Raw genomic sequence first — 20,990 nt, forward strand, 5'->3', positions numbered from 1 at the left:
TTGGGCTTGACCGTGATGACCGGCGTGCCCTTGGAGACCCGGGACTTGGTGGTGTACGCGGCCGCGAACACCGACTGCGTCGCCACCGGACCCTCGGCACCGGCCTCCAGATCAACGGCGTCGGTGATGATGCCCGACCCGATACGGACCGCCAGACGGGCCGCGATCTCCTTGCCCTCCGCCGAGGAGGGGACCAGGACGGCGGCCGGGTTCACGGCCTCATACGCCGCCTGGAGCGCGTCCACCTTCGGTACGACGAGGTAGTCGGCGAACTCCGGGGCGTCGGCGGTCAGCACCCGCACCGCGCCGTACTCGGCGAGGGTGGCGGCGGTGTCCGCGGCACCGGCGCCCAGGGCGACGGCGACGGGCTCGCCGACGCGGCGGGCCAGGGTCAGCAGCTCCAGGGTGGGCTTGCGGACGGCACCGTCCACGTGGTCGACATAGACGAGGACTTCAGCCATGGGACTTCTTCTCTCCTGCGAATGCGAGGGGGCGGGGGGCGGCGGTGGCGGTCAGATGAACTTCCGACCCGCCAGGCTGCCTGGTCAGACGAATTTGCGCTCCGCGAGGAAGGCGGCGAGCTGCTTGCCGCCTTCGCCCTCGTCCTTGACGATCGTGCCCGCCGTGCGGGCCGGGCGCTCCTCGGCGCCGTCGACCTTCGTCCAGGCGCCCTCAAGACCCACCTCCTCGGCCTCGATGTCTAGGTCGGACAGGTCCCAGGAGGTCACCGGCTTCTTCTTCGCCGCCATGATCCCCTTGAACGACGGGTAACGGGCCTCACCCGACTGGTCGGTCACCGACACCACCGCCGGAAGCGACGCCTCCAGATGCTCGGTCGCGGTGTCACCGTCCCGGCGCCCCTTGACGATGCCGTCCTCGACCGAGACCTCCGACAGCAGCGTCACCTGCGGCACACCCAGCCGCTCGGCCAGGATCGCCGGCAGCACGCCCATCGTGCCGTCCGTGGACGCCATACCGCACACGACCAGGTCGTAACCGGCCTTCTCCACAGCCTTGGCCAGCACCAGCGAGGTGCCCAGCGCATCCGTGCCGTGCAGATCGTCGTCCTCGACGTGCACGGCCTTGTCGGCACCCATCGACAGCGCCTTGCGCAGCGCGTCCTTGGCGTCCTCCGGACCCACGGTCAGCACCGTGATCTCCGCGTCGTCCGCCTCGTCCGCGATCTGGAGGGCCTGCTCGACCGCATACTCGTCCAGCTCCGAGAGCAGGCCGTCCACATCGTCACGGTCGAGCGTCAGGTCCTCGGCGAAGTGCCGATCGCCGGTGGCGTCGGGCACGTACTTCACACAGACAACGATCCTCAAGCTCACGCCGGCTCTCCTACTGCATCGTCTCTTCCGGGCTGCCTTGTGCTGGCAGCATAGGCGCCCTCGGGGGCTCTTCCCGGTCGGTTGGCGGCCGGGGGCGGCCCATGCACCGAACGAAATATTACTCGCCAGTACACCCAGGGTGTTCCCCGTACGCAACCCGGTTGAACTGTGACCTTGCCAACGGATGATCAGCGGGACGGATCAGTCGCGCAGCGCGTTGAAGCTCCCCTGGTGGTACAGGAGCGGACGGCCGGCGCCCGCCGGGTCGCCCGCGACCACCTCGCCGATCACCACGCGATGGTCCCCGGCGGGTATCCGGGCCACCACCCGGCACACCAGCCACGCCAGCACCCCGTCCAGCACCGGCACCCCCTCGGGCCCGGTGCGCCAGCCGGTGCCGGGACCGAAGCGGTCCGCGCCGCTGCGCGCGAAGGTCGCGGCCAGCTCCCGCTGGTGCTCGCCCAGGACGTGCACGCCGACGTGCTCGGCCTCGGCGATCACCGGCCAGCTGGAGGAGCCCTTGCCGACACCGAAGGAGAGCAGCGGCGGCTCGGCGGCGACGGAGGCCAGGGAGGTCGCGGTGAAGCCGACGGGGTGCGTCCCGTGCGCGGTGATCACCGCGACACCGGCGGCGTGCCTGCGGAAGACGGAGCGGAAGAGTTCGGGGGCGCTGAGCCTGGGCGCGCCGAGGCTGGGCGAAGCGGTCATGAACGTGTCCTTCTGCGGTGGGGTGCGAGCGGGGGGAGCCGTACTGTCGTCGTCGCTCACCCGCCCGGACACCGCGCACTCGCGGTCCGCACGAGATCCACGTGTACGCGTCCGTAGAGAAGAAGAAGTCCAGGCCGCATGACGTCACCTTGACGATGCCCGCAGCGCACCGTCAAGTACGGACCGGTGGGCGGAAGTCCGCCACGGGGTCATCTGTCGTGATCTCACGCCGGATCAGACCGCTTCGCCCAGGGCGGCGATGACGTCCGCGGTCCGCGGCTGTCCGGCCGCCCGGCGCACGACCCGGCCGTCCGCGTCGAGGACCAGCACGGTGGGCGTCCGCACGATGTCCAGCATCCGTACGAGTTCCAGATGCGCCTCGGCGTCGATCTCGACATGGGCCACGCCATCGACCATGTGGGCCACCTCGGCCAGGACCCGCCGGGTGGCCCGGCAGGGCTGGCAGAAGGCGCTGGAGAACTGGACGAGGGTGGCCCGGACGCCCAGATCCGCTCCGAGCTGGGCGGCTTCGAGCCGTCCGCCCTGGTCCGCCTCGCCCTGTCGCTGCTCGTTTCGCACGCTGCCCTCCGCATCGGATGCCGTCATAGGGTGCAGCGACATGGGCCTTTAGGGGATTCCCCAGAGCCCGACGTGATGAGGATCTCGCGACCGGGCGGGGACCCGCGCTAGCACAGAGAGATGACATAGGGCACCATCTGCCAGAAGCCGGGAAACCTACGGCTGCGTAACTTCCGCCGGGAGAGCCCTCCCAGGGAAAACGATGAAGGGTCCCCTCTATGGCAGAGCTCGTCTACCCGCCGGTGATCGGCGCGGCCCGCACCATGTTCAAGGTGCTGGACCTGCGTATCGACATGAAGGGCACCGAGAATGTCCCGGAGCGGGGTGGCGCGGTTCTGGTGAGCAACCACATCGGCTATCTCGACTTCGTGTTCGCCGGGTTCGCCGCCCGTCCGTCGAAGCGGCTGGTGCGATTCATGGCGAAGGAAGCGGTCTTCCGGCACAAGGTCTCCGGGCCGCTGATGCGGGCCATGAAGCACATTCCGGTGGACCGGGCCGCGGGCATGGACGCGTACAAGCACGCCCTGAAGGCCCTGCGCTCCGGCGAGATCATCGGCGTCTTCCCCGAGGCGACCATCTCGCGCTCGTTCGCCCTGAAGAACTTCAAGTCGGGCGCGGCCCGGCTGGCCCAGGAGGCGGGCGTACCGCTGCTGCCGATGGCGCTGTGGGGGACGCAGCGGTTGTGGACCAAGGGCCACAAGCGGGCGCTGGGCCGCAACCACTTCCCGATCACGATGCGCGTCGGTGAGCCGATGGAGGCCGACCCGACGGAGCCGTCGGACACGCTCACCGAGCGGGTGCGGGGGCGGGTGCAGGAGCTGCTGGAGGCGGCGCAGCGGGCGTACCCGGTGCGGCCGAAGGGCCCGGACGACACCTGGTGGGTCCCGGCCCACCTGGGCGGTACGGCCCCCACCCCGGCGGAGGCCATCGCCCTGGACCGCGGGCGGTGATCCCCGGGGCCCCGGAAATCCTCTTGGGCCCCGGCGGCCGTGCACCGCTGGGGGCGGCCGCCGGAAGCGCCTAGCGCCTCATCTCCTCCCGGAGGGCCGCCACGAAGCCGTCGACGTCCTCTTCCCGGGTGTCGAACGAGCACATCCACCGCACGTCGCCCGCCGCCTCGTCCCAGAAGTAGAAGCGGTACCGCTTCTGGAGGCGTTCGCTCACGTCGTGCGGCAGCCGGGCGAAGACCGCGTTGGCCTGGACGGGGTGCAGGATCGTGACGCCGTCGACCGAGCGCACCCCCTCGGCGAGCCGCCGCGCCATGGCATTGGCGTGGCGCGCGTTGCGCAGCCACAGGTCACGGGCGAGCAGGGCCTCCAGCTGGACGGAGACGAACCGCATCTTGGACGCCAGCTGCATGGACAGCTTGCGCAGATGCTTCATGGCGCGCACCGCGTCCGGGTCGAGGACGACGACGGCCTCGCCGAAGAGCATGCCGTTCTTGGTGCCGCCGAAGGAGAGCACGTCCACGCCCGGCACATTGGTGAACGACCGCATCGGCACGTCCAGTGCCGCGGCCGCGTTGGCTATCCGGGCCCCGTCGAGATGGACCTTCATGCCGCGCTCATGGGCGTGCTCGCAGATCGCGCGGATCTCGTCGACCGTGTAGACCGTGCCCAGCTCGGTGTTCTGGGCGATCGAGACGACCTGCGGCATCGCCCGGTGCTCATCGTCCCAGCCGTACGCCTCGCGGTCGATGAGGTCGGGGGTGAGCTTGCCGTCCTCGGTGGGCACGGTGAGCAGCTTCAGCCCGCCGACCCGCTCGGGCGCACCGCATTCGTCGACGTTGATGTGCGCCGTGTCGGCGCAGATGACCGCGCCCCAGCGGTCGGTGAGCGCCTGGAGCGCGACGACGTTGGCGCCGGTGCCGTTGAACACCGGGAACGCCTGCGCGTAGGGGCCGAAGTGGCTGCGCATGACGTGCTGGAGATGCGCGGTGTAGTCGTCCTCGCCGTAGGCGACCTGATGGCCGCCGTTGGCGAGGGCGAGCGCGGCGAGGATCTCCGGGTGGCCGCCCGCGTAGTTGTCACTGGCGAAGCCGCGTACCTCGGGGTCGTGGTGACGGCGGGCGTCGGTGCTCACGGCTTGGGGGTCAGCCACTGGCGGGTTCCGTTCACTTCCCGGGCGGGCCGCTCCCAGACTCCGGTGATGGCCTCGGCCAGCTCCGTGACGTCGGTGAAGCCCGCGAACTTCGCGTTGGGGCGCTCCGCGCGCATGGCGTCGTGCACCAGCGCCTTGACCACCAGGATGACAGCCGCGGCCGGGGGGCCGCTCTCGCCCCCCAGCTTGCGGAAGGAGTCGCCGAGCGCAAGCGTCCACGCCTCGGCGGCGGCCTTGGCGGCGGCGTACGCGGCGTTGCCGGCGGTGGGCTGGGACGCGCCCGCCGCGCTGATCAGCACATAGCGGCCGTTGCCGGTGCGCCTAAGGGCGTCGTGGAAGGCGAGCGAGGTGTGCTGGGCGGTGCGGATCAGCAGATCGTGCAGGGTGTCCCAGTCGGCGAGCGGGGCGTCGGCGAAGGTCTTGCTGCCGCGCCAGCCGCCGACGAGGTGGACCAGGCCGTCGACGCGGCCGAACTCCTTCTCGGTCCGGTCGGCCCAGGCGCGGGTGGCGTCGAGGTCGAGCAGGTCGACGGTCTCGCCGGTGACGACCGCGCCGCCGTGGGCGTAGCGCGCCGCGTCGACGGCCTCGGCCAGCCGCGCGGGGTCGGAGTCGGAGGCGACGACGGTGGCACCGGCCTCGGCGAGGCGGAGCAGCGCGGCACGGCCCGCCGGGCCCGCCGCACCGGCCACCGCCACCACGGCGCCGTCCAGCGGTGTCCTGCCGCTCGGCTCGTTGGGGGTCGGGCTCGACGTCGGTGTGGTCATGCTCGCTGTCTCCTCGTCATCCGGTGCGGTGCGTTCGTCCGGTGGGCGGCGTGGGCGGTCCGCCGCGGGGCTCACGCCGCCGCTCGTAGGTCGTCCTCGCCGGCCGTGATGCCCTTGGTGGAGGCGACCACGTCCCGCAGCTTCTTGGCGAGCGCCTCGTAGAACATGCTCAGCGGAAACTCGTCGGGGAGCACGTCGTCGACGAGCTTGCGCGGCGGCTGCGTCAGGTCCAGCGCGTCGGGGCCCTTGGCCCAGACGGAGCCGGGGTGCGGGGCGAGATAGGTCGACACCAGCTCGTACGCCTTGAACCAGTGCACGAGCTTGGGCCGGTCGATGCCGTCCCGGTACAGCTTCTCGATCTCGCCGCACAGCTGGTTGGTGACCTGCGAGGCGCGCGACCAGTCGATGTGCAGGGTGTTGTCCGTCCAGCGTACGACGTCGTGCTGGTGGAGGTAGGCGAAGAGCAACTGGCCGCCGAGCCCGTCGTAGTTGCGGACCCGCTCGCCGGTGACGGGGAACCGGAACATCCGGTCGAAGATGACGGCGTACTGGACGTCACGCGCCTGGGCGAGCCCCTCCGCGTCGAGCTTCACGGCCTCCTTGAAGGCGGTGAGGTCGCAGCGCAGCTCCTCCAGGCCGTACATCCAGAACGGCTGGCGCTGCTTGATCATAAAGGGGTCGAACGGCAGGTCGCCATGGCTGTGGGTGCGGTCGTGGACCATGTCCCACAGGGCGAACGCCTCCTGGCAGCGCCGCTGGTCGGCGAGCATGTCCCGGATGTCGTCGGGGAGTTCGATGCCCAGCGCCCGGACGGCGGCCTCGCTGACCCGGCGGAAGCGGGCGGCCTCGCGGTCGCAGAAGATGCCGCCCCAGGAGAAGCGCTCGGGGGCCTCGCGCACGGCGATGGTCTCCGGGAAGAGCACCGCCGAGTTGGTGTCGTAGCCGGGGGTGAAGTCCTCGAAGGCGAGACCCAGGTAGAGCGGGTTGTCGTAACGGGTGCGCTCCAGCTCGGCCAGCCAGTCGGGCCAGACCATGCGCAGGACGACCGCCTCAAGGTTGCGGTTCGGGTTGCCGTTCTGCGTGTACATGGGGAAGACGACGAGGTGCTGGAGGCCGTCGGCGCGCTGCTTCGCGGGCTGGAAGGCGAGCAGCGAGTCGAGGAAGTCGGGGACGCCGAAGCCGTCGTCGGCCCAGCGGCGCAGATCGGCGACGAGCGCGCGGTGGTATGCGGCGTTGTGCGGGAGAAGCGGGGCCAGCTCCTCGATGGCCGCGATCACCCTTTCGAGCGTGTCGCGGGCGCGGTGACGTGGTGGCGCCCCCTCGGCGTCGAAGTCGATGGAACCGTCCTTGGACTGCCAGGGGCGAATCGTTTCTACAGCGCCTTTGAGGGATGGCCAGGCCGGGTGTTCGATCACACGCTCCGCAGGCAGAATGCCACCGTCCGCTATCACGGACGAAAGAATTTCCGTCATGACGACTCCTTCACCGGAGAACCTTCTGTATAGACACCGTATCCGTGGATGATCCCCCACTCAAGGCCGGGCAACGGAAATCGTCCTGCGTCACCTCCGCACCACCGCCGTTTTTCCTGCCCCATCCGCCCCGGACCATGCCACGGCCCCGCTTGAGCGGTCCTGCCGGAGGCGGCCGTTAGGCTGAGCGCCGGTCCGGCCAGCCCGTGCCTCCACACAGCCGAAGAGCGACGAAAAGCCCGACAGAAGAGCGAGATCACGTTGACCTTTCTCACCATCGGACACCGCGGAGTAATGGGCGTCGAACCGGAGAACACCCTGCGCTCCTTCGTCCGGGCCGAGCACGAGGGCCTCGACGTCATCGAACTGGACCTCCACCTCAGCAAGGACGGCGCGCTCGTCGTGATGCACGACGCCGAGGTCGACCGCACGACCGACGGCAAGGGCCCGATCAGCGACTTCACCCTCGCCGAGCTGCGCGAGCTGGACGCCGGGGACGGGGAGCGGATCCCGGTCTTCGAGGAGGTCGTGGACGCGGTGAAGGCGCCGCTGCAGGCCGAGATCAAGGACGTGGCCGCCGCACGGGCCCTGGCCGACGTGCTGACCGACCGCGATCTGCTCGGCCGGGTCGACGTGATCTCCTTCCACGACGAGGCCCTCGCCGAGATCCGCACCCTCCTGCCCAGCGCCCGCACCGCCCTGGTGGCCAGCCGCTACGGGCTCGACGCCATCGACCGGGCACACGCCGTCGGCGCCGGGATGCTGGTGCTCAACATCCGCCGGCTGACCCTGGAGCTGGTGGAGCGCGCCCACGCCGCCGACCTCAAGGTCATCGGCTGGACGGTGAACACCCCGGACCATCTGAAGCTGGCCCGCGGCCTCCGCCTCGACGGCGGCACGACCGACTTCCCGGAGATCCGCCGGGCGGCGCGCTACACGGCGTGAGCGCCGCTGTGACCACGCTCAGCCCAGCGGCTTGATCAGCAGCTCGAACTCGAGGTCAGGGCGGTGCGGCACGCCGAAGCGCTCGTCGCCGTACGGGAACGGGGTCATCCGTCCCGTACGGGCGTAGCCGCGCCGCTCGTACCAGGCAATCAGCTCCTCGCGGGCGGTGATCACGGTCATGTGCATCTCGCGGGCGGCCCACTCGGTCGCCGCGAACCGCTCGGCTTCGGCGATGATCATCTTCCCGAGGCCGCCGCCCTGCAGCCCGGGCCGCACGGCGAACATGCCGAAGTAGGCATATTCGCCGCGGCGCTCCAGCTGGCAGCAGGCGATCAGCTCACCGCCCCGCTCGACGACCGTCATCCGGCTGTCCGCGCCCCGTACGACGGCCCCCACGCCCTCGGGATCGGTGCGCTGCCCGCCCAGGATGTCCGCCTCCGTCGTCCATCCGGCCCGGCTGACGTCCCCGCGGTACGCCGACTCGATCAGCGCGACCAGCGGCTCGATGTCGGCCTCGGTGGCCCCTCGGTAGGTGAGCTCGGCGGTGTTCATGGCGGGCGTGTTCACGGCGGCGGTGTCCTTACAGGTCGACGGGCGGCACAGGTCGACGGGCGCCGGGCGGCGGGCGGCCGGAACCGGCGGATGACGTGAAGATGACCCTAACCCTGCCCCGCCCGGCGCGGGGTGCGTAGGGTCGCGGTCATGGTGCACCCACTGAGCAGCCGCACACTGCTGCGGCCGACGGATCCCGAGCGCTCGCGGGCCTTCTACGGCGAGGCGCTGGGCCTGGCGATCTACCGCGAGTTCGGGACCGGCCCCGAGCGCGGCACGGTCTTCTTCCTGGGCGGCGGCTTCCTGGAGGTGTCCGGCCGCTCCGAGACCCCGCCCGCGCCGGGGCTCCAGTTGTGGCTCCAGGTCGCGGACGCGGAGGCGGCCCACGCGGAACTGGCGGCCCGGGACGTGGAGATCCTGCGGCCGCCGAAGAAGGAGCCGTGGGGACTGATCGAGATGTGGATCGCCGACCCCGACGGGCTCAAAATCGTTATCGTGGAGGTCCCGGAGGATCACCCGATGCGCTATCGGCCGGGGATCTAGCAGCGGAGCACCGACCCCGACGGCGTGCGCATCGCGGTCGTGGAGGTCCCCGAGGACCCCAGCCCCTGCGCTACCCCGCCCCTGACGCCCCCCGCCGCCCCCCAGGGGCCTCTAATGCACACCGAGCAGGCGCAGCCCGGCAGCGGTGGCGGCCGCGGCCAGGACGACGACCAGGAACGGCGCCTTGCGCCAGGCGAGCACTCCGGCGACCGCGACCCCGGCCGGACGGGCGATCCCGGCGGGGCCGTGGTCCTCGGTGAGCGCCGTCGTCGCCGCGACGGCGGCCAGCAGGACGATGGCGGCGGTCTCCATCAGCTTCTCCGTCCGCGGCGGAAGCGTGATCCGGCTGCGCAGCAGCGGTCCGGCGATGCGGAGGGCGTACGTACCGGCCGCGAGCGCGAGGATCGCGGCGGCCAGCGTCAGGGGGCCGGGCACGGGCGCTCCTTCTCGGGATCGTTCGTCCTCCCCGGTACGGCGGCGAGCGCCACCCCGGCCAGGGCGAGCAGGACGGGCACTCCGGCGGGCAGGAACGGGGTGGTGGCCAGGGCGATGGCGACGCCCGCCGGGACCGCCAGGCGCTTGTCCCGGTCGCGCAGCGCGGGCAGGACCAGGGCCAGCAGGATGGCCGGGAACATCGCGTCGAGCCCGAACAGGTCGGTGTCGTCGATGACCGTGCCGATCAGGCCGCCGGCCACCGCACCCAGCGGCCAGCAGAGCAGGACGCCCAGACCACAGGCCCAGTAGGCGGCGCGCTGCCGCGCGATGCCGTCCTGGGCGAGCGCGAAGACGACGCTCTCGTCGTTCATCAGATGGCTGCCGAGGAGACGCCGCCGGCCGCGGCCGAGGACATCGGGCAGGGCCAGCCCGAACGGCAGGTGGCGGGCGTTGACCACCAGCCCGGCCAGCACCGCCGCGATGGGGCTGCCGCCCGCGGCGACAAGGCCGACGAACAGGAACTCCGAGGCTCCGGCGAGCACCAGCACGCTCAGTGCCGCCGGAACCCACAGCGGGAGACCGGACGCGACGGCGATCGCCCCGTACGACAGGCTGGTGACGCCGATGGCCAGGCAGACGAGCGCGATGTCCCGTAGCAGCACACGATCGAGCGTTCTCCATATCGAATGCATGACGCATAGAATGAACACCGCGGGGCTCGTTCGTCAAACCGAACACATCACGTATGGAGCGAACGGATGGCACAGGAAGTACCGGCAGCGACTTCGGCGGCCTCGGCGGCTTCGGCCAAGGTCCCGATGGACTCGATCGCGGCCGTACTGCGACGCGAGCGCGGCCGGGCCGGGCTGTCGCTCACCGAGGTGGCCCGGCGCGCCGGAATCGCGAAGTCCACGCTCTCCCAGCTGGAGTCGGGCAGCGGAAACCCCAGCCTGGAGACCCTGTGGTCGCTGTGCGTCACCCTGGACGTGCCACCCTCGCGGCTCCTCGACCCGCCGCGGCCCCGCGTCCATGTGATCAGGGCCGACGAGGGGGTGACGCTCGCCTCCGCGCAGGCCGACTACCAGGCCGCCATGCTGTCCGCGGGCCCGCCCGGCGCGCGCCGGGACATCTACCGCCTCACCGCCGAGCCCGGCGCGGTGCGCGCCTCCGATCCGCACATGCCCGGCGTCGTGGAGCACGTCGTGCTGGCCACGGGCCGGGCCCGGGTCGGCCTCGCCGACGACCCGGTCGAGCTGCGCCCCGGTGACTACGTCGCCTATCCGGGCGACCTGCCCCACATCTTCGAGGCGCTCGAACCGTCCACGCGGGCGGTACTCATCTCCGAGCACAACTGACCCGTCCGTACCGCCCGCCGGGCGTCCGCGCGCTCCCCCGCTGCGCCCGTGCGCTCCCGTAGGCCGGTTCGCGCGCGGGCAGTCTCCCGGCAGACGTCCGCCGCGTTCCGGACCGGGAGGTGTGCCGTGCACGGACCTCCGCTGATCGGCTGGCTGCTGGTCGCGCTGTGCGCCGCCACCGGCACGTACTGCCTGCTGAATACGCGCGGCGAGCCGCCCGGGCCGGGCCGCCGGGTCGCGCGCGCGGAGGCGCTCATGGGGTGGGGGATGGCGGCGATGGCCGTGCCGTCCGCCGCCCTGGACCCCCGGCCGTGGGGCCCGCCCGTTTTCGCGGCGGTGTTCGGCGTCGCGGCCGTACGGGCGGTGGGGCACCATCATCTGCACCACGCCATAGGGGCGTTGGCGATGGTGTACATGGCGTGGGCGATGATGACGGCCTCCCCGGGCGGCCACGGCCATGACGCCGCGATGGCCGCGAGCGGAGACATGGCGGCGGGCGGCATGGCAGGCGGCATACCGGTGCTCACCGGCGCGCTCCTCGCCTACTTCGCGGTCTACGCGGTCCGATCCGGTCTGCGGCTGCTGCCGATGACGGACGGCGCGGTGGCGGCGGTCGGCGCGCCGTCCGCCGACTGGTCGCGGCGGCCCGAACTGCGCCATGCGTGTCGGCTCACGATGGCCATAGGGATGTTCGCGATGCTGCTGACGCTCTGAGCCCTCCGCCGGGCATGCCGGGCGACGACGCCAGGCAAACCGTGGCGTACGTCACTTCGCCCGCGCGGACGTACCCGGGCCGACCGCGCCGACCATAGGGTGACGGCCATGATGGTCCCGCTCGCGCTGATGGGCCTCGGCGCACTGGTGGCGGCAATGGCGCCGCGCCTGATGTCCCGTTCCACATGGGTCGACCGCGAACCCGTACTCGCACTGTGGGTATGGCAATGCGTCGTCGTCGGAGTGCTGCTGTGCTGCGCGCTCACCATGGCACTCACCGCCGCGGCGGCCTCCGAGGCCGTCCGCGGGAACGTCTTCGCCCCCGCGCCCAACGGCGTCGTGGAGGCGTACGCGCTGTCCGGCTACGGCCCCTGGGCGGCACCCGTCGCCCTCGCCCTGGCCTTCGGCGCCGTATGGTCCGCCGTCATGCTGACCCGCGAGATCGGCCGCGCCCACGCCTGGCGCAGGCAGCACCGCGCCGAACTCCTCGTCCGCTCCCCCGTCTTGCCCGGCGAGGAGCCCGCCGGGGAGCGGCTCGTGGTCCTGGAGGGCGACAAGCCCGACGCCTGGTGGCTCCCGGGCGCCACGCCCCAGCTGGTCATCACGACCGCGGCCCTGCGCCGACTCAAGGGGCGCCGGCTGGACGCCGTGATCGCCCATGAGCAGGGCCACGCGCGAGCCCGCCACCACTGGCTGCTGCACTGCGCCGCCGCGCTCGCCGGGGGATTTCCGCAGGTGCCGGTGTTCGCGGCGTTCCGGGACGAGGTGCACCGGCTGGTCGAGCTGGCCGCCGACGACTCCGCGTCACGGCGGTTCGGGCGGACGACGACCGCGCTGGCGCTCGTGGAACTCAACGAGGACCGGGGGGTGTTCGGCCCCTGCCCCAGCGGACTCACGCAGGTCCCGCAGCGCGTGGACCGGCTCCTGGCCCCCGCGGCGCGCTTCTCCCCCGTACGCCGTCTGCAGCTCACCGCCGCGGCCGCGCTGGTCCCCGTCGTCCCGCTGCTGGTCACCCTGATCCCGGCGCTGCGGGTGCTGGGCTGACCCGCCGAGGTACGGCGCCCTCTCGCGTGCTGGCCCCGCGCACCCGGCATCGGCGATCATCGACACCATGCAGCCGCAGATCCACCACCCCCACGCCCTCCGCATCGCAGCGGTGCTCAGCGTTCTCTCCGTCGCGCTGCTCGCTCTCGTCGCCGCCCGCTGGGGGCCGCTGACGGGCGCGGACCGGGACATCGTCGTCCCCCTGCACCGCTCCGCGCTCGACCATCCCGGCTGGACCGAGACCAACAGAGTGCTGACGGACTGGTTCTGGGACCCCTGGACGATGCGCGCCCTGACGGCCGTGATGGTCCTCTGGCTGCTGCTGCGCCGGGAGCGGACGCTCGCCCTGTGGATCGTCGTCACCGCGGCCTCCGGTACCGCCCTCCAGCAGGGCGTGAAGGCACTCCTCGACCGCCCCCGCCCGCACTGGGCGAATCCGGTGGACTCGGCGCACTACGCGGCCTTCCCCTCCGGCCACGCCCTCACCGCGACCGTCACCTTCGGACTGCTGCTGTGGATGCTGAAACTGCACGGCGCGCCCGCCCCCTGGCAACGCCTGGCCACCGCCGTGGCCGCCGTCTCCGTGCTCGGCGTCGGAGTCACCCGGCTGTACCTGGGCGTCCACTGGCCCACCGATGTCCTCGGCGGCTGGCTGCTGGGCGCGGCGCTGGTCGCCTGGGCGGTCGCCACCTGCCCGTACTCCGTTATCCACAGGGACGAGCGGAAATCCTCCTCCGATGGGAGAGTTCGTCCATGAGCAATCTCGATCCGCGCCCCACGGCGACCGTGTGCGGCGGCCGTGCCGACGTCACCGCGCGGCCGGTGCGCGAGCTGCTGACCTCCAAGCAGGTTCCGCTGGGCGAGTCCACCGTGGTGCGCCGCCTGCTGCCGAACCTGGGCCGGCGCATGATCGGCGCCTGGTGCTTCGTCGATCACTACGGCCCGGACGACATCGCCGACGAGCCGGGCATGCAGATCCCCCCGCACCCCCACATGGGCCTGCAGACGGTGAGCTGGCTGCACGACGGCGAGGTGCTGCACCGGGACAGCCTCGGCAGCCTGCAGACCCTGCGCCCCGGCGAGTTGGGGCTGATGACCTCGGGCCGGGCCATAGCGCACTCCGAGGAGTCCCCCCGCGCCCACGCCCCGCTCCTGCACGGCGCCCAGCTATGGGTGGCCCTCCCCGACAGCGATCGCCACACAGCCCCGACCTGGGAGCACCACGCCGCCCTGCCGCAGATCACCGGCGGCGGAGGCCTGCGCGCCACCGTCATCCTCGGCGACCTCGACGGCGCGGCCTCGCCCGGCACCACCTTCACCCCGCTGATGGGCGCCGACATCACCCTGGCGGCAGGCACCGACGCCCACCTGCCGGTTCGGCCCGACTACGAATACGCGGCCCTCACGATGTCCGGCGAAGCCGAGGTGGACGGCGTCCGCCTGGCCCCCGGCTCACTCCTCTACCTCGGCTGCGGCCGAAGCGAGCTTCCCCTGCGGGCGGACGTGGACAGCGCGTTCATGCTGCTGGGCGGCGAGCCGTTCGAGGAGAAGATCGTGATGTGGTGGAACTTCATCGGCCGCTCCCACGACGACATCACCCAGGCCCGCGAGGACTGGGCGGCGGGCCGCCGCTTCGGCGAGGTGCAAGGCTACGACGGTCCTCCGCTCCCCGCCCCCGACCTCCCTCCCGTCCCCCTCAAACCCCGCGGACGCACGCGCTGACCTGGGCTTTCATCAGAGGCGAGGAGTTCCGACCGCTTGATCATCCCCGGGGTCGGTGACGAGTCCCGGGATTGGCCGCCTGTGACAGCCTCTGGCAGACCTTTTGCTGACCCAATGCCGACTTTCCTGACTACCCGTCAGGGACACTTGATCCGTCGGCTGAAGCGACGGCCTAGGTGTCGCGAACGCCTGGACCGCCGCCTTCGGAACACGACCACGCCCCCGGCCGCGATCACGCCTGCCGCGGCGAGCGCGGGGCCACCGAGCGCGAGAACCCGGTGCAGAGATGTCGCGGCGGCATACCCGGCGCCAACCTCGGCTGTGGCCCACACGCAAGCGCCGGCGACGCTGTAGGGAGCGATCCGGTGGTACGGCAGGCGGGTGGCGCCCGCGAAATGGGGCGCCAGGGTGCGGACCACGGGAAGGAAGCGGGCCAGGAAGACGGCTCGGCCACCGTGGCGGGTCATCAGTGCCTCGGCGTGCCGCCAGGCCGTTCCGGGGATTCGACGGCCCAGGCGCCCCGCACGCAGCTGATGGCCCAGGAGTCTTCCCGTGCGGTGGGCGAGGAAGTCACCTGCGATCACCGCGCAGGCCGCAACCGCGATGACGGGAAGGAGGCTGACGTGACCGGTGCGGGCCAATGCGCCGGCGGTCAGCAACAAGGTGAGCGTGGGGATGAAGGCGCCGATCAGCAGGACCGACTCGGCCAGGACGGCGAGGACCACCACCGCGTACGCAGAAGTGGGGGAAGGGTGGTCGAGGAGGCCGGGAAGCGCGTTCACCGCCTCGCTCCGGTCGGGGGATGCTCCTGCTCACGGTGGGAGGCGAGGGGGCGTCGCAGGTGCCAGACGTGGGCCGGGGGCAGGTTGGCCCACACGGTCCAGCAGCCGGTGGCATAGCGGCGCTGGTAGGAGCCCATGACCTCGCCGACCGCCGCGTGCCGGCGTGCCTCGGCGCGAGAGGCCAGCAGAGCGCGGGCCTTGAGCGTGCCGCGGTAGGCGAAGTAGGTCAGTGTGCCGCCGGGATGCAGCAGTTCCATGTAGCGACTCATGATCGTCTCGACCTGGTGGGGGGCGAAGTTGGTCAGCGGCAGACCGGAGACGATCACGTCGTAACGCTGAGCGGTGTCGAGTTGCTCGATGAAGGTCTGGTGCACCCGCACCTGCCGGGGCCTGCCTGCCAGATGCGGGTGCGTGGCGACAAGGTGGCGCAGCCGTGCGGTGAAGCGCGGGTTGGCGTCGACGATGTCCAGGCGGCTGCCCGAGGAGAGCTGTGGAATCAGAGCGCGGGTGACCGCCCCCGTGCCCGCACCGGCTTCCAAGATGGCCAGCGGGCGGGGGCCAAGCACCCGTACCGGGTCGGTCAAGGCGCGGGCCAGGGCCGGACCGCTGGGGGCTATGGCACCGGTGGTCCGTTGATCACGAGCCGCTTCGAGCAGGAACATCCAGCCTTCGGCATGACGCCGCGCGAGGACGCGGTCGTGGGAGGTGGTCCGATCGTTCATGGGAATTGACGCTAGGCAGCCGCGCCCGGCACTGAATCCGCCGTTCTACGACGGTGTCCCCCTACGAAAGTAGAGGGCGAGGATCGCCGATCGTCGGACGGATCGGGAGAGGGGCTGCCTAGGATTGTGTGGGTGAGCAGAAGCACGGTCTCGGGATGGGCAGCACTCGTCGGGCGCGTGGGGCTCGTGGTGTTTCTTGTGCTGATCGCCGGGTTGAACGGTGCATCGATCAGTGGCGGTCGGTACCGGGCCCCGATCATCGCGTCGGCAGTGGTCTGCGGTGTGGCCCTGCTCGTGCCGAGGCTGCGATGGCCTCTCGCACCGTTTTTGGTCACCGCGGTGACGGTGTGGTGGGGATGGCTCACGGTGTTGCTGCTGGCGATCGTCATGTTCGACCTGGCCCTGGCTCGCAGGATGCGGGTGGCGGTGGGTTGCACTGCCGTCGCGCTGGGCGCCAACCTCATCGGTTACCCGGAAACCCGGCTGTGGGCAGAGCAGAGGTATGTCTCAGCACTGGCCTTCATGCTCTTGGCCTTCGTCGTCGGGCTGTGGCTCGGTAACCGTCGGCGCCTGGTCCGGGCACTGGCCTCCGAGGTCGAGCATCTGCGCACCGAGGCGCAGTTGCGCGAGGAAGCGGCCCGCGCCGCGGAACGTTCCCGCATCTCCGCCGAGATGCACGACGTCCTGGCCCACCGGCTGAGCCTGATCGCCCTGCACACCGGTGTCCTGTCCACCAGGAAGGACACGTTGCCCGGACCGGTCGGCGAACGGCTCGGGTTGCTGCGGGAAACGTCCGTCGAGGCTCTCGCCGACCTGCGCGATGTGCTCGGGGCTCTGCGCGAGCCCGACTCCACTCGGGCAAGCGCCACGCGCACACCCATGGTGAGAGAGGTACAGGGCCTGGCGGACGAAGCCCGCGCCGCCGGTCAGCACATCGAGTGGACCACGGACGGTCTTCCCGAACACGCCCCCACAACCCACCGGCTGGCCGTCTACCGCATCGTCCAGGAAGGGCTGACCAACGCCCGCAAGCACGCCGACGGTGCCCCGGTGACCGTACGCGTCGACTACCGGCCCCCGGCCACACGCGTCGAGATCACCAACCCCCCTGGTAGTCCCCGCGCGGACACCGTCGGCAGCGGATACGGACTCGTCGGCCTCCGCGAACGCGTGACCGCCCTCGGTGGCCACCTGAGCGCCGGACCGGCCGGTGCGGGCGCCTGGCGGATGACCGCCCGCATCCCCCACCCGTCCAGCATCGAACAGAACGGCACCCCCACATGATCCGCGCCATGATCGTCGACGATGACGCGCTGGTCCGACTCGGCCTGGCCGACCTCCTCGACGGCGACGAGGGCATCGAGACCGTCGCTCAGGCCGCGGACGGCCTCCAGGCCATCGAACAGGCCACCGCGCACCGCATCGACGTCGCGCTCGTCGATGTACGCATGCCCCGCATGGACGGCATCAGCGCCACCACCCGGCTCCGCGCCCTCCCCCACCCCCCGAAGGTGATCACCCTCACCACCTTCGACCTCGACGAATACGTCTACAACGCCCTCGCCGCCGGAGCCGACGGCTTTCTACTCAAAGACACCGACCCCGCCGAAATCCTGCGCGCCGTCCACCTGGTGGCGGCCGGTTCCGCCATGCTCCACCCCACCGCGGCCCGCCACCTCCTCGACCGCTACCACGCCACCACCCAGCCCAAAGCCACCGCCGCCCAGGCCCGGCTGGAGCGGCTCACCCCCCGCGAACGCGACGTGCTCGGCCTCCTCGCCCGGGGCGAGACCAACGCCGATATCGCCACCCGCCTCACCATGCGCGAAAGCACCGTCAAAGCCCACGTCAGCCGCATCCTCGCCGCACTGGAGGTCACCAACCGCGTCCAAGCGGCCCTCCTCGCCCGCGACGCGGGACTCAACTGACCCCCCTGACCCACCGGCGCGTCTCTTGCCATTGTCGGGGTCATCCGGTTCTCTATGGGGCCACGGCCTCCTGCCGCGCTCCGGCCCACCCGCGGACCTGCCCGTTCCTGACCACTGCGCCGAACGGAATCGAGAGGACATGCCCGAACAGGACCCCGCCTCGCCGATGACGGTCCAGCGCCCGAAGGGCCTCGACTCACCGGTCGTGACGAAGATCATGAAGCTGATGTCCCGGCTGAACGTCCTCGTCTACCGCGCCACCGGGGGCCGGATCGGCGGCACCTGGCGGTTCGGCAGCGCCTTCCCGCGCGGTGTGCCCGTCTGTCTGCTCACCACCAAGGGCCGCAAGACCGGGCGGCTGCGTACCCTGCCGTTGCTGTGTCTGGTCGACGGCGACCGGGTGGTGCTCGTGGCCTCTCAGGGCGGCCTGCCCAAGCACCCGCTCTGGTACCTCAACACGCAAGCCGATCCCCGGGTCACCCTCCAACGGCGAGGCACCATCCGCAGGATGCGCGCCCGCACGGCCGGCCCTGCCGAGCGAGCCGAACTGTGGCCTCGCCTCGTCGCGATGTACGCCGACTTCGACAAGTACCAGGCGTGGACCGCCCGGCAGATTCCCGTCGTCATCTGCGAGCCCGCCCCGTAGGCCGGCCTGCCCGGCCCGGCCTTCGCCGCACTACCCGTCCTCGCCGACAGCGACCTGGACCGGGCGTCGTTTCTGCCGAGGAATCCGGAGAACCCGTACCGCTGATGAGCATCAAGACCACGGTCAGCCGGGAGATCCCCGAGGAGAAATGATGACGGGACGGAATCCGGCCGAGCGCATGGCCGAGGCCGCGAAGACCTGGCTGGACAGCCTCGACGACGAGCAGCGCGCGGCGGCCGCGCTGCCGTGGCCGTCCGAGGAGGAGCGCCACCGCTGGAACTACACCCCGACCGACCACGGCGGTCTCCCGCTGCTCCGGATGCGCCCCGCGCAGCAGCGCCTGGCGATGCGCCTGGTCGCGACCGGCCTCTCCGAGGCCGGCTATGTGACGGCCTCGGCGATCATGGGCCTGGAGAACGTCCTGGACCGGGTGGAGGGCTGGCAGGCGAACTGGGGGCGGGAGCGTGGCCGCGACCCCCAGATGTACTGGCTGCGGATCTTCGGCGAGCCGAGCGCGGACGGCCCGTGGTCCTGGCGGTTCGGCGGCCACCATGTGTCGGTGCAGCACGCGGTCACCGACGGGCGGGTAGTCGGCAGCACCCCGTGCTTCCTCGGGGCCGACCCCGCGGAATCCCCGCTGCTCGGCCCGCACCTCCTCCGCCCGCTCGGCGCAGCGGAGGACCTGGCGCGGGACCTGGTGCGCTCCCTCGACGAGGAGCAGTCGGCCCGCACCCTCCTCTCCCCCATCGCCCCGGCCGACATCGTCGGCGGCAACCAGCCGCGCATCGGCGACGGCGACCTGGTGATGCCGCTGCCGGAACTGACGCGTGGGCGGCCGGAGGACCACCAAGCCGTCGAGCTGACCACGGCGCCGAAGGGGCTTCCGGCCGCCCAAATGTCCGGTGAACAGCGGGATCAATTGCGGGCGCTGCTGGATGTGTACCTCGGCCGCATCCCCGAGGAACTCGCCGAGCGCGAGGCGGCGAAGTTCGCCGACGACAAGCTCCACGACGTGCACTTCGCCTGGGCCGGCGGCATCGAGAAAGGGCAACCGCACTACTACCGCCTCCAGGGCCCCCGCCTGCTGGCGGAGTACGACAACACCCAGCGCGACGTCAACCACATCCACACGGTCTGGCGCGACCCCGAAGGCGACTTCGGCGACGACGTTCTCGCCCGACATCTCAGGGAGTTCCACGGCCGCCGGTAGCGCTGTCGCCAGGCTGCACTCCGCGGTGCTGCCCTCAATCTCGCGGTCGCGGCCGCGTGGCGGTGGCCGGCACTGCTCGCCGCGTGGACCGCGTTCGGCGCCGCGTGCTCGATGGTGCTCACCCCACCGGCCTTCTGATCCACCGCTCGGCGCCCGGCGGCACAGCCACAGCCATGTCGTCGACGACCTCCACGCCACCCGACCCATGGCCTGGCCGCCCCGTCGCCACTCCTTGACAGCGAAACCATTCTGTGCGATTCAATAGGTGCTTTGGTGCACTCGTATGCACATGAGAAAGCAACGGCGACGTCCCTGGAAGGTGAGCCATACGTGAAGGCCCACGAACACCCCCACACACCGGCTCACCGCGACGGGCACGGGCACGGCCACGACCATGGGCACAGCCACGACCACGACCATGGCCACGGCAAGAGCCCGTGGTCGCGCTGGAAGCACCAGGTCACCCACCTGGTGAAGCCGCACTCGCACGAGGCGGCGGACAAGGTCGACTCCGCGATGGAGTCGTCGGCCGAGGGCATGCGCGCGCTGTGGCTCTCCCTGGCCATCCTGGGTGCCACCGCGGTGTTCCAGACCGTGGTCGTCCTCACCTCCGGTTCGGTGGCGCTGCTGGGCGACACCATCCACAACTTCGCCGACGCGATGACCGCGCTGCCGCTCGGCGTCGCGTTCGTCCTCGGGAGGCGCGCGGCGAACCGCAAGTTCACCTACGGCTACGGCCGCGCCGAGGATCTGGCCGGGATCGTCATCGTCCTCACCATCGCCGCCTCCGCGGCCGTCGCCGCCTACGAGGCCATCGACCGGCTGATGAACCCGCGCGACATCTCCCATCCGGGCGTCGTGGCCATCGCGGCGGTCGTCGGGTTCATCGGCAACGAATGGGTGGCCCGCTACCGCATCGGCGTCGGCCGCAAGATCGGCTCGGCGGCGCTGGTCGCCGACGGGCTCCACGCCCGCACCGACGGCTTCACCTCGCTGGCCGTGCTGGCCGGAGCCGGCGGCGCCGCACTCGGCTGGCGGCTGGCCGACCCCCTCGTCGGGCTGCTCATCACCGCCGCGATCCTGCTCGTCCTCAAGGACGCGGCACGCGAGGTCTTCCGCCGCCTCATGGACTCCGTCGACCCCGCCCTCGTCGACACGGGAGAGGCCGCGACACGCGACGTACCCGGCGTACTGCGCGTCTCGGAGCTGCGGATGCGCTGGATAGGCCACAAGCTGCGCGCCGAGGCAACGGTCGAGGTGGACGGCGGACTGAGCGTGCAGGAGGCGCATGCCGTGGCGGTCGAGGTCGAGCACGCGCTCATCCACGCGGTACCACGGCTGACCGCCGCGCTCGTGCACACCGACCCGGCCCTCGGACCGGGCGTACATGATCCACACCTGAAGCTCGCCCACCACACGACGTGAAGGAGGGCCCCGG

At 71.4% G+C, this 20,990-nt stretch carries 25 protein-coding genes and 1 pseudogene; 13 read left to right on the plus strand and 13 right to left on the minus strand.

Features of this window, described 5'->3' with window-relative positions; translation table 11 throughout:
- From ACH4SI_RS04145 to ACH4SI_RS04165, 5 genes and pseudogenes are all read right to left on the minus strand, one after another.
- A pseudogene (locus tag ACH4SI_RS04145) lies at positions 1-461 on the minus strand (electron transfer flavoprotein subunit alpha/FixB family protein); the annotation flags it as partial.
- 84 nt (positions 462-545) lie between these two features.
- On the minus strand, positions 546-1,331 hold the full coding sequence (locus ACH4SI_RS04150; protein ID WP_398292387.1) for an electron transfer flavoprotein subunit beta/FixA family protein: 786 nt from the start codon (positions 1,329-1,331) through the stop codon (positions 546-548).
- 201 nt (positions 1,332-1,532) lie between these two features.
- Complete coding sequence (locus tag ACH4SI_RS04155) at positions 1,533-2,039, minus strand: flavin reductase family protein (RefSeq protein WP_398292389.1); 507 nt, start codon at positions 2,037-2,039, stop codon at positions 1,533-1,535.
- 56 nt (positions 2,040-2,095) lie between these two features.
- Entirely contained in the window at positions 2,096-2,179 is an 84-nt protein-coding gene (locus ACH4SI_RS04160) for a putative leader peptide (RefSeq protein WP_373689202.1), read from the minus strand.
- Positions 2,180-2,273: 94 nt separating this feature from the next.
- Entirely contained in the window at positions 2,274-2,645 is a 372-nt protein-coding gene (locus tag ACH4SI_RS04165) for a TlpA family protein disulfide reductase (RefSeq protein ID WP_398292391.1), read from the minus strand.
- A 191-nt stretch (positions 2,646-2,836) separates the two neighbouring features.
- Between ACH4SI_RS04165 and ACH4SI_RS04170 the strand changes: the two genes are divergently transcribed.
- Complete coding sequence (locus ACH4SI_RS04170) at positions 2,837-3,568, plus strand: lysophospholipid acyltransferase family protein (RefSeq protein ID WP_398292393.1); 732 nt, start codon at positions 2,837-2,839, stop codon at positions 3,566-3,568.
- A 70-nt stretch (positions 3,569-3,638) separates the two neighbouring features.
- On the opposite strand, the gene ACH4SI_RS04175 is transcribed toward ACH4SI_RS04170, so the two are convergent.
- The 3 genes from ACH4SI_RS04175 to ACH4SI_RS04185 all read right to left on the minus strand — a co-directional run bounded on the left by ACH4SI_RS04175 (position 3,639) and on the right by ACH4SI_RS04185 (position 6,954).
- On the minus strand, positions 3,639-4,700 hold the full coding sequence (locus tag ACH4SI_RS04175; protein ID WP_398292395.1) for a threonine aldolase family protein: 1,062 nt from the start codon (positions 4,698-4,700) through the stop codon (positions 3,639-3,641).
- Positions 4,697-5,482 carry an SDR family NAD(P)-dependent oxidoreductase gene (locus ACH4SI_RS04180; RefSeq protein WP_398292397.1) on the minus strand — a complete coding sequence of 262 codons (786 nt, stop codon included), beginning with the start codon at positions 5,480-5,482 and terminating at the stop codon, positions 4,697-4,699. The genes ACH4SI_RS04175 and ACH4SI_RS04180 overlap by 4 nt, the downstream gene beginning before the upstream one ends.
- Before the next feature lie 71 nt (positions 5,483-5,553).
- Positions 5,554-6,954 (minus strand): DUF6421 family protein, encoded by a 1,401-nt coding sequence (locus ACH4SI_RS04185; protein WP_398292399.1) that lies wholly within the window; start codon positions 6,952-6,954, stop codon positions 5,554-5,556.
- Positions 6,955-7,215: 261 nt separating this feature from the next.
- On the opposite strand from ACH4SI_RS04185, the gene ACH4SI_RS04190 reads away from it, so the two are divergent.
- Positions 7,216-7,899 (plus strand): glycerophosphodiester phosphodiesterase, encoded by a 684-nt coding sequence (locus tag ACH4SI_RS04190; protein ID WP_398292401.1) that lies wholly within the window; start codon positions 7,216-7,218, stop codon positions 7,897-7,899.
- Between the two features lie 18 nt (positions 7,900-7,917).
- Here the strand turns inward: ACH4SI_RS04190 and ACH4SI_RS04195 are convergent, their stop codons facing one another.
- Positions 7,918-8,451: a GNAT family N-acetyltransferase gene (locus tag ACH4SI_RS04195; RefSeq protein WP_398293869.1), complete on the minus strand. Its 534-nt coding sequence runs from the start codon at positions 8,449-8,451 to the stop codon at positions 7,918-7,920.
- A gap of 150 nt (positions 8,452-8,601) precedes the next feature.
- Between ACH4SI_RS04195 and ACH4SI_RS04200 the strand changes: the two genes are divergently transcribed.
- Positions 8,602-8,994 (plus strand): VOC family protein, encoded by a 393-nt coding sequence (locus tag ACH4SI_RS04200; RefSeq protein WP_398292403.1) that lies wholly within the window; start codon positions 8,602-8,604, stop codon positions 8,992-8,994.
- A 111-nt stretch (positions 8,995-9,105) separates the two neighbouring features.
- Here ACH4SI_RS04200 and ACH4SI_RS04205 read toward each other — a convergent pair whose 3' ends face one another.
- Both ACH4SI_RS04205 and ACH4SI_RS04210 read right to left on the minus strand, forming a co-directional pair.
- Entirely contained in the window at positions 9,106-9,429 is a 324-nt protein-coding gene (locus ACH4SI_RS04205) for an AzlD domain-containing protein (RefSeq protein ID WP_398292405.1), read from the minus strand.
- Positions 9,414-10,091: an AzlC family ABC transporter permease gene (locus ACH4SI_RS04210; protein WP_398292407.1), complete on the minus strand. Its 678-nt coding sequence runs from the start codon at positions 10,089-10,091 to the stop codon at positions 9,414-9,416. The genes ACH4SI_RS04205 and ACH4SI_RS04210 overlap by 16 nt, the downstream gene beginning before the upstream one ends.
- A gap of 96 nt (positions 10,092-10,187) precedes the next feature.
- Here ACH4SI_RS04210 and ACH4SI_RS04215 point away from each other — a divergent pair, with 96 nt between their 5' ends.
- The 5 genes from ACH4SI_RS04215 (at position 10,188) to ACH4SI_RS04235 (ending at position 14,264) form a co-directional block, all read left to right on the plus strand.
- Positions 10,188-10,784 carry a helix-turn-helix domain-containing protein gene (locus ACH4SI_RS04215; protein ID WP_398292409.1) on the plus strand — a complete coding sequence of 199 codons (597 nt, stop codon included), beginning with the start codon at positions 10,188-10,190 and terminating at the stop codon, positions 10,782-10,784.
- A gap of 126 nt (positions 10,785-10,910) precedes the next feature.
- Positions 10,911-11,498: a DUF5134 domain-containing protein gene (locus tag ACH4SI_RS04220; RefSeq protein WP_398292411.1), complete on the plus strand. Its 588-nt coding sequence runs from the start codon at positions 10,911-10,913 to the stop codon at positions 11,496-11,498.
- Positions 11,499-11,606: 108 nt separating this feature from the next.
- On the plus strand, positions 11,607-12,542 hold the full coding sequence (locus tag ACH4SI_RS04225) for a M56 family metallopeptidase (RefSeq protein ID WP_398292414.1): 936 nt from the start codon (positions 11,607-11,609) through the stop codon (positions 12,540-12,542).
- Between the two features lie 67 nt (positions 12,543-12,609).
- Entirely contained in the window at positions 12,610-13,299 is a 690-nt protein-coding gene (locus tag ACH4SI_RS04230; protein ID WP_398292416.1) for a phosphatase PAP2 family protein, read from the plus strand.
- Entirely contained in the window at positions 13,296-14,264 is a 969-nt protein-coding gene (locus tag ACH4SI_RS04235; protein ID WP_398292418.1) for a pirin family protein, read from the plus strand. Before ACH4SI_RS04230 ends, ACH4SI_RS04235 begins: the two co-directional genes overlap by 4 nt.
- A 137-nt stretch (positions 14,265-14,401) precedes the next feature.
- Here the strand turns inward: ACH4SI_RS04235 and ACH4SI_RS04240 are convergent, their stop codons facing one another.
- Together ACH4SI_RS04240 and ACH4SI_RS04245 are read right to left on the minus strand one after the other, a co-directional pair.
- Positions 14,402-15,046 (minus strand): DedA family protein, encoded by a 645-nt coding sequence (locus ACH4SI_RS04240; RefSeq protein ID WP_398292420.1) that lies wholly within the window; start codon positions 15,044-15,046, stop codon positions 14,402-14,404.
- Complete coding sequence (locus ACH4SI_RS04245) at positions 15,043-15,768, minus strand: class I SAM-dependent methyltransferase (RefSeq protein WP_398292422.1); 726 nt, start codon at positions 15,766-15,768, stop codon at positions 15,043-15,045. Before ACH4SI_RS04245 ends, ACH4SI_RS04240 begins: the two co-directional genes overlap by 4 nt.
- Before the next feature lie 132 nt (positions 15,769-15,900).
- Between ACH4SI_RS04245 and ACH4SI_RS04250 the strand changes: the two genes are divergently transcribed.
- The 5 genes from ACH4SI_RS04250 to ACH4SI_RS04270 all read left to right on the plus strand — a co-directional run bounded on the left by ACH4SI_RS04250 (position 15,901) and on the right by ACH4SI_RS04270 (position 20,977).
- Complete coding sequence (locus ACH4SI_RS04250; protein WP_398292424.1) at positions 15,901-17,052, plus strand: sensor histidine kinase; 1,152 nt, start codon at positions 15,901-15,903, stop codon at positions 17,050-17,052.
- Positions 17,049-17,696 carry a response regulator gene (locus ACH4SI_RS04255; RefSeq protein WP_398292426.1) on the plus strand — a complete coding sequence of 216 codons (648 nt, stop codon included), beginning with the start codon at positions 17,049-17,051 and terminating at the stop codon, positions 17,694-17,696. The genes ACH4SI_RS04250 and ACH4SI_RS04255 overlap by 4 nt, the downstream gene beginning before the upstream one ends.
- 139 nt (positions 17,697-17,835) lie before the next feature.
- Entirely contained in the window at positions 17,836-18,342 is a 507-nt protein-coding gene (locus ACH4SI_RS04260) for a nitroreductase family deazaflavin-dependent oxidoreductase (RefSeq protein WP_398292428.1), read from the plus strand.
- 148 nt (positions 18,343-18,490) lie between these two features.
- Positions 18,491-19,552, plus strand: a complete 1,062-nt coding sequence (locus ACH4SI_RS04265; protein WP_398292430.1) for a DUF3500 domain-containing protein — start codon at positions 18,491-18,493, stop codon at positions 19,550-19,552.
- A gap of 330 nt (positions 19,553-19,882) precedes the next feature.
- Positions 19,883-20,977 (plus strand): cation diffusion facilitator family transporter, encoded by a 1,095-nt coding sequence (locus ACH4SI_RS04270; RefSeq protein ID WP_398292432.1) that lies wholly within the window; start codon positions 19,883-19,885, stop codon positions 20,975-20,977.
- Positions 20,978-20,990 lie beyond the last annotated feature (13 nt).

Origin of the sequence: Streptomyces sp. NPDC021212 (assembly GCF_044332925.1) — a bacterium.
GTDB lineage: Bacteria > Actinomycetota > Actinomycetes > Streptomycetales > Streptomycetaceae > Streptomyces.